Raw genomic sequence first — 6837 nt, 5'->3', positions numbered from 1 at the left:
GGCCGCGCACTGCGCGGCCCCACATTCTTGAAACTTACTTCGAGCGAGCGGCCACGATGGCTTCGGCGACGTTACGGGGAGCTTCAGCGTAGTGCTTGAACTCCATCGTGTACGTGGCGCGGCCTTGCGTGGCCGAGCGCAGCGTCGTCGAGTAGCCGAACATTTCCGACAGCGGGACTTCAGCCTTGATGAGCTTGCCGCCACCGATCATGTCGTCCATGCCCTGCACCATGCCGCGACGGCTGGACAGGTCGCCCATCACGTTGCCGGCGTAGTCTTCAGGCGTTTCGACTTCCACGGCCATCATCGGCTCGAGGATGACCGGGCTGGCCTTGCGGGCGCCTTCCTTGAAGCCGAAGATGGCGGCCATCTTGAACGCCATTTCGTTCGAGTCCACGTCGTGGTACGAACCGAAGTGCAGCGTGACCTTGACGTCGACGACGGGGTAGCCCGCCAGCACGCCTTGCGTCAGTGCTTCCACAACGCCCTTTTCCACGGCGGGGATGTATTCGCGAGGAACCACACCGCCCTTGATGGCGTCGACGAACTCGAAGCCCTTGCCGGCTTCCTGCGGTTCGATCTTCAGGATGACGTGACCGTACTGGCCCTTACCACCCGACTGGCGAACGAACTTGCCTTCGGCTTCTTCGACGGTCTTGCGGATCGTTTCGCGGTAAGCCACTTGCGGCTTGCCCACGTTGGCTTCCACGCCGAATTCGCGCTTCATGCGGTCCACGATGATTTCGAGGTGCAGTTCGCCCATGCCGGAGATGATGGTCTGGCCGGATTCTTCGTCGGTGCGCACGCGGAACGACGGATCTTCCGAAGCCAGGCGCTGCAGGGCGATGCCCATCTTTTCCTGGTCGGCCTTGGTCTTGGGCTCGACGGCCTGCGAGATCACGGGCTCGGGGAATTCCATGCGCTCCAGCGTGATCATGGCGTTCGGGTCGCACAGGGTTTCGCCCGTGGTGACGTCCTTCAGGCCCACGCAAGCGGCGATGTCGCCGGCACGGATTTCTTCGATTTCGAGACGTTCGTTGGCGTGCATCTGCACGATACGGCCGATACGTTCTTTCTTGCCCTTGACCGGGTTGTAGACGGTGTCGCCCTTGCTCAGAACGCCCGAGTACACGCGCACGAAGGTCAGCTGGCCGACGTACGGGTCGGTCATGAGCTTGAATGCCAGCGCCGAGAACTTCTCGCCGTCGTCAGCCTTGCGGGTCACGTCCTGTTCGTCGTCGTCCGTGCCGTGCACCGGAGGAATGTCCAGCGGCGAAGGCATCAGTTCGATCACGGCGTCGAGCATGCGCTGCACGCCCTTGTTCTTGAACGCGCTGCCGCACAGCATCGGCTGGATTTCGCCGGCGATCGTGCGCGTGCGCAGACCGTGGGTGATTTCCTCGAGCGTCAGGTCACCTTCTTCAAGGTACTTGTTCATCAGCTCTTCCGACGCTTCGGCCGCGCTTTCGACCATCTTCTCGCGCCATTCCTTGGCCAGCTCGACCAGCTCGGCGGGGATCTCGCGCGTTTCGAACTTCATGCCTTGCGAGGCTTCGTCCCAGAAGATCGCCTTCATCAGACGCAGGTCGACCACGCCCTGGAACTTGTCTTCGGCACCGATCGGGATCACGATCGGCACGGGGTTGGCCTTCAGGCGGTCGACCATCATCTGGCGAACGCGGAAGAAGTTGGCGCCGATGCGGTCCATCTTGTTGACGAACGCCAGACGCGGCACCTTGTACTTGTTGGCCTGACGCCAGACGGTTTCCGATTGGGGCTGCACGCCGCCGACCGAGTCGTACACCATGACGGCGCCGTCCAGCACGCGCATCGAGCGCTCGACTTCAATGGTGAAGTCCACGTGGCCGGGGGTGTCGATGATGTTGATGCGGTGCTCGGGCAACGAGTGGTCCATGCCCTTCCAGAAGCAGGTCACGGCAGCCGAGGTGATCGTGATGCCACGCTCTTGTTCCTGCTCCATCCAGTCGGTCGTTGCCGCGCCATCGTGCACTTCGCCGAGCTTGTGGGTCACGCCCGTGTAGAACAGGATACGTTCGGTGGTGGTGGTCTTGCCGGCGTCGATGTGCGCGGAGATACCGATGTTGCGGTAGCGCTCGATGGGGGTCTTGCGGGACATGATGTACTTTCGGGTTTAAATGCGTTGAGCGCTGGGCGTCGAGCACGGACGATTTCGCCCGGTACTCAACCCCCAACGCTCAAGAGACGTGTGTTTTTTAGAAGCGGAAGTGGCTGAAGGCGCGGTTGGCTTCTGCCATGCGGTGCACTTCGTCGCGCTTCTTCATGGCACCGCCACGGCCTTCCGTGGCTTCCATCAGTTCGTTGGCCAGACGCAGGGCCATCGACTTCTCACCGCGCTTGCGGGCAGCTTCCTTGATCCAGCGCATCGACAGGGCGAGGCGACGGACAGGACGGACTTCGACCGGCACTTGGTAGTTCGCACCACCAACGCGGCGCGACTTCACTTCGACCATCGGCTTCACGTTGTTGATGGCAACGGTGAACGCTTCGAGGGGGTCCTTGTCCGGGTTCTTCTTCTCGATGAAGTCGAGGGCACCGTAAATGATGCGCTCGGCAACAGCCTTCTTGCCGCCTTCCATGATCACGTTCATGAATTTGGACAGCTCGACATTGCCGTACTTGGGATCCGGCAGGATTTCACGTTTGGGGACTTCGCGACGACGTGGCATTTTTCTAACCTCTTTGCTTCAGTTGGCATCGTTTCCGATACCGCGAGAGCCAGTCAGGACTCTCACTTACTCGACCCGACATTGGGTCACTTCGTTCGACAAGCCCGCCAAGGCCATCGAACACCGCTTGTTTTCTGACAGGAAGGCTTAAGCCTTCTTGGGACGCTTCGCGCCGTACTTGGAACGCGACTGCTTGCGGTCTTTCACGCCTTGCAGGTCGAGCGAACCGCGCACGATGTGGTAACGCACACCGGGCAAGTCCTTGACACGACCGCCGCGAACCAGCACGACGCTGTGTTCTTGCAGGTTGTGGCCTTCGCCGCCGATGTAGGAGATGACTTCGAAGCCATTGGTCAGACGGACCTTGGCAACTTTACGAAGCGCCGAGTTGGGCTTCTTGGGCGTCGTGGTGTAGACGCGGGTGCAGACACCGCGACGTTGCGGCGAGTTCTGCATGGCAGGGCTCTTCGAATTGATCTTTTCGACCGTTCGACCCTGACGCACCAGTTGATTGATGGTTGGCATGAATGAATTAGTCCCAAAACAACCCAGCCTTGGTGGTGAAACCGCCCTTGGTCGTGACTCAAGGAAGCCGGGAATAACGAAAACGTGAAACCCTTCGGAAAATTCCGAAAAGCCCACGAGTATAGCAGGCAGGTCTGAAATGGCAATGTCAGGCGCCTGGAGCGCCCGCCACCACCCGTTTCAGCCCTCTTTTTCCTGTCTCTTACTTGATCCAGAGACGCACGGCGTCCCAGGCGCGGCCGAAGACGCCGGCCTGCTCGACCGGCTCCAGGGCGACCAGCGGCACGTCCGCCAGGGGCTGGTCGTCCAGCGTGACCTTGAGCGAGCCGACGGCCTGGTACTTGGTGAACGGCGCGACCAGCGGGTCGGGGCGCGACACCTGCGTCTTGATCTTGCTGGCGGACCCGGTCGGCACCGCGACCACGATGGCCTCGGGGCGGCCCAGCTTCAGCACGTTGGCCTTGCCCTTCCAGACGGCGGGCGTGGCGGCGGGCTGGCCGGCTTCGAACAGGCGCACGGCGTCGTAGGCCGTGTAACCCCAGTTCAGCAGCTTTTGCGACTCGTTGGCGCGCACGGCTTCGCTGCTGGCGCCCAGCACGATCGACAGCAGGCGGCGGCCGCCGGTCAGGTTCGGGAAGTCGCGCTTGGCGGTGGCGATCATGCAGTAGCCGGCGGCGTCGGTGTGGCCGGTCTTCAGGCCGTCGACGGTCGGGTCGCGGAACAGCAGCAGGTTGCGGTTGGTGTCGTTGGTCGACGGGGTGCCTGGGTAGCGGTACTTCTTGATGGCGTAGTACTTGGCTTCCTCGGGGAAGTCGCGCACCAGGCGCGTGGCCAGGATGCTCAGGTCGCGCGCGGTGGTGGTGTGGCCGGGCGCCGTGAGGCCTTCGGGGTTCTTGTAGGTGGTGTTCTTCATGCCCAGCACCTTGGCCTGGGCGTTCATCATCTCGACGAAGTGCTCCACCGTGCCGCCCACGCCTTCGGCCAGCGCCACCGTGGCGTCGTTGCCCGACTGCACGATCACGCCCTTGATCAGGTCTTCCACCGGCACCTGCATCTTGGGGTCGATGAACATGCGCGAACCGGGCATCTTCCAGGCGCGCGGGCTCACTGGCAGGGTCTGGGTCAGCGTGATCTTCTTGGCGCGCAGCGCGTCGAACGCGACGTACGCGGTCATCAGCTTGGTGAGCGAGGCCGGCTCGACGGGGCTGTCGATGTCCTTCTGCGCCAGGATCTGGTTCGCGGTCACGTCCAGCAGCAGGTAGCTGCGCGCGGCGATTTCAGGCGGGGCCGGCATCTGGGCGGCGGCGATCACGCCAACCGAGGCAGCAGCGGTCAGCACCAGTGCGCGAAGCGCAGTGAAAAAACGATTCATGGAGAGTGTGGGAAGAGGCGAAAACAAGCCTGAAAGGCTTTCATTCGGTGCCCGCGCGCAGATGGCGGGCGACCAGGCTTTTGAGCAGCGGCAATTGTCCGTGAAAGAAATGGCCGCCCCCCGGAATAACCGTGACAGGGAGTGACTGGGGGCGTGCCCAGTCCATCACGGCGGCGAGAGGCACGGTGTCGTCGGCTTCGCCATGGACCACCAGCGCGCGCTCGTGCGCTTCGGCCGGCAGCGTGGCCACCGAGAAACGCGAGGCGGCCGTGCCCACCAGCACCAGTTGCCGCACGTCGCGTGCGGCCCAGAGCTTCTCGGCCGCGCAGCTGGCCACGAACGCACCGAAGGAAAAGCCGGCAATGGCCAATTGGCCTTCGGGCGCGAGCTGGCCGACGACATGCAGCATGTCCTCGAGCTCGCCGCGCCCTTCATCGTGAGCGCCTTCGCTGGCACCGACGCCGCGGAAGTTGAAGCGCACGGCCGTCCAGCCGCAGGACACGAAGGCGCGGGCCAGGGTCTGCACGACCTTGTTGTCCATCGTGCCGCCGAACAGCGGGTGCGGATGGGCGATCACCGCGATGCCGCGCGCGTCGCCCGACGGCAGGTCGCGCTGCACCTCGATCACGCCCGCGGCGCCCTGGAGGCTGATTTTTTCGGTCTGGGAGTTCATGGCGCTGGGGTTGGCTGGGCCGGCGATGCCGGCAACGTGCACGGTACGAGCACGGGGTCCGCGGGAAAGTTCAGCGACCGACGTCGGGCGGCAACACCAGCCGCTCGACGACCTGGCCGTTCTTCAGGTGCGACTCGACGATCTCGTCGATGTCCTCGGCGTCCACGAAGGTGTACCAGACCGCCTCCGGATAGACCACCGCGACGGGTCCGCCCGCGCAGCGGTCGAGGCAGCCGGCCTTGTTGACGCGCACCTTGCCGGGCCCGGCGAGCCCCTGCTCCTTCACCTTGGCCTTGCAGCGGTCGAAGCCTTCCTGCGCGTTGTGCAGGGCGCAGGAGTCTTCGCCGTTCTTGCGTTCGTTCAGGCAGAAGAAGATGTGGCGGCCGTAGTAGCCGGACGGCGCGGCGGGAGTGGTGCTGGGCATCGACCGATTTTATGAGCGCGCTCAGGGCGGCGCCGGACGACGGCGCCGCGACAGCGCGGCCACCACGTAGACCAGCACCGCGAAGGGCCAGCCCCAGCCCAGCCACTGGGCCAGGCCATGGAAGCGGATGAAGCGGCCCTGCTCCCAGGTGGCCAGGGTCTGTGCGAAGTAGGCGCTCTCGGGTGCCTGGTTCAGCAGGCTCAGCTGCAGCACGAGCCCCATGAGCAGCAGCGCCCCGCACAGCCGGCGCGGCGCAAAGAGCAGCAGCACGCCCGCGAACACCGCCGCGGCCAGCCCGACCTGCACCGGCAGATCGAGCCAGGCCCACGCATGCTCGGGGCCGTAGCTCATGGCCGCCGACAGTGCCGAGGCCGCGACGCCCGCGAGCAGGATGAGCGGCAGCAGCACCGCGCGCTGCACCACGTTGCGCGCCACCAGGTAGCCCAGCAGGCACGGCACCAGCGCGCCGAGCATCACGCACAGCAGCTCCACGGCCGGCACCAGCGGCTCCAGCTCGAACTGGCGCACGGGCAGCCAGTCGATGAAGGGCGTGTCGAGCAGCCACTCGGAAATCGTCGTCTCCAGCCGCTCGAACACCTGGCCGAGGCCGAAGGTGACGGCGGCGGGGAACAGCAGCGCAAAGGGCCAGAGCGCGAGCAGCACAAGCCCACCGCGTGCGTCCTCGACGAACCATTGCGAGCGCACGCGGCTCCAGTGCGCGATCGCACCCAGCCGCTCCAGCGCCGCGGCCAGCACCGCGCCGAGCACCGTGCCGGCGGTGTTCAACCCCAGGTCGACGTTGGAAGGAATGCGCGCCGGCAGATAACTTTGCAGCGTCTCCATGGCAAACGCGATCGCCGCGCCCGCCGCCGTGGCACGCAACAGCGCACGCCACACACTGTGACTGCTGCCCGTGCGCAGCACGCTCAGCGCACACAGAAAACCGAAGGGCACGTAGCCCGCCACATTCACCCCGAAGTCGAAACCCGTCCAGTACTTGGGCCAGGGCGCCGACAGGTAGGCCCAGGGCGCGATCCCCTGGTCACGCCAGTCAGCGAAGGGGTACAGGCTGGCATAGACGATCAGCGCCGCATAGGCCAGCGCCAGGGGGAGCGCGGCAGACTTGTGCGGCATG

General features: G+C 64.7%; 7 protein-coding genes. All 7 read right to left on the bottom strand.

Translation table 11 applies throughout. From position 1 onward, the window contains the following. Positions 1 to 34 precede the first annotated feature (34 nt). Entirely contained in the window at positions 35 to 2137 is a 2103-nt protein-coding gene (gene fusA, locus AC07YS_RS24020) for an elongation factor G (protein ID WP_062478855.1), read from the bottom strand. A 97-nt stretch (positions 2138 to 2234) separates the two neighbouring features. Beyond that, on the bottom strand, positions 2235 to 2708 hold the full coding sequence (gene rpsG, locus AC07YS_RS24015) for a 30S ribosomal protein S7 (RefSeq protein WP_007829591.1): 474 nt from the start codon (positions 2706 to 2708) through the stop codon (positions 2235 to 2237). Between the two features lie 147 nt (positions 2709 to 2855). Next, positions 2856 to 3233 carry a 30S ribosomal protein S12 gene (gene rpsL / locus AC07YS_RS24010; protein ID WP_013543948.1) on the bottom strand — a complete coding sequence of 126 codons (378 nt, stop codon included), beginning with the start codon at positions 3231 to 3233 and terminating at the stop codon, positions 2856 to 2858. 202 nt (positions 3234 to 3435) lie between these two features. Continuing rightward, positions 3436 to 4605, bottom strand: coding sequence for a D-alanyl-D-alanine carboxypeptidase family protein (locus AC07YS_RS24005; protein WP_062478853.1), 1170 nt, complete (start codon positions 4603 to 4605; stop codon positions 3436 to 3438). A gap of 40 nt (positions 4606 to 4645) precedes the next feature. After that, positions 4646 to 5278, bottom strand: coding sequence for an alpha/beta hydrolase (locus tag AC07YS_RS24000; RefSeq protein WP_070061889.1), 633 nt, complete (start codon positions 5276 to 5278; stop codon positions 4646 to 4648). 70 nt (positions 5279 to 5348) lie between these two features. Next, the gene (locus AC07YS_RS23995) at positions 5349 to 5702 is read right to left on the bottom strand and encodes a (2Fe-2S) ferredoxin domain-containing protein (protein WP_095950244.1); all 354 of its coding nucleotides are present in this window, start codon (positions 5700 to 5702) and stop codon (positions 5349 to 5351) included. 21 nt (positions 5703 to 5723) lie between these two features. Beyond that, positions 5724 to 6836 carry a VanZ family protein gene (locus tag AC07YS_RS23990; RefSeq protein ID WP_495268049.1) on the bottom strand — a complete coding sequence of 371 codons (1113 nt, stop codon included), beginning with the start codon at positions 6834 to 6836 and terminating at the stop codon, positions 5724 to 5726. Position 6837 lies beyond the last annotated feature (1 nt).

The sequence above is a fragment of the Variovorax sp. GW458-11-26-14-LB1 genome (assembly GCF_059423965.1).
The sequence above is the reverse complement of the archived record's forward strand: the minus strand, read 5'-3'. Positions and strand labels throughout refer to the sequence as shown.

Coding starts and splice junctions, on each gene's coding strand:
- AC07YS_RS24000 (WP_070061889.1), bottom strand. CDS start 5,278: ATGAACTCCCAGACCGAAAAAATCAGCCTCCAGGGCGCCGCGGGCGTG.
- fusA (WP_062478855.1), bottom strand. CDS start 2,137: ATGTCCCGCAAGACCCCCATCGAGCGCTACCGCAACATCGGTATCTCC.
- AC07YS_RS24005 (WP_062478853.1), bottom strand. CDS start 4,605: ATGAATCGTTTTTTCACTGCGCTTCGCGCACTGGTGCTGACCGCTGCT.
- rpsG (WP_007829591.1), bottom strand. CDS start 2,708: ATGCCACGTCGTCGCGAAGTCCCCAAACGTGAAATCCTGCCGGATCCC.
- AC07YS_RS23995 (WP_095950244.1), bottom strand. CDS start 5,702: ATGCCCAGCACCACTCCCGCCGCGCCGTCCGGCTACTACGGCCGCCAC.
- rpsL (WP_013543948.1), bottom strand. CDS start 3,233: ATGCCAACCATCAATCAACTGGTGCGTCAGGGTCGAACGGTCGAAAAG.
- AC07YS_RS23990 (WP_495268049.1), bottom strand. CDS start 6,836: ATGCCGCACAAGTCTGCCGCGCTCCCCCTGGCGCTGGCCTATGCGGCG.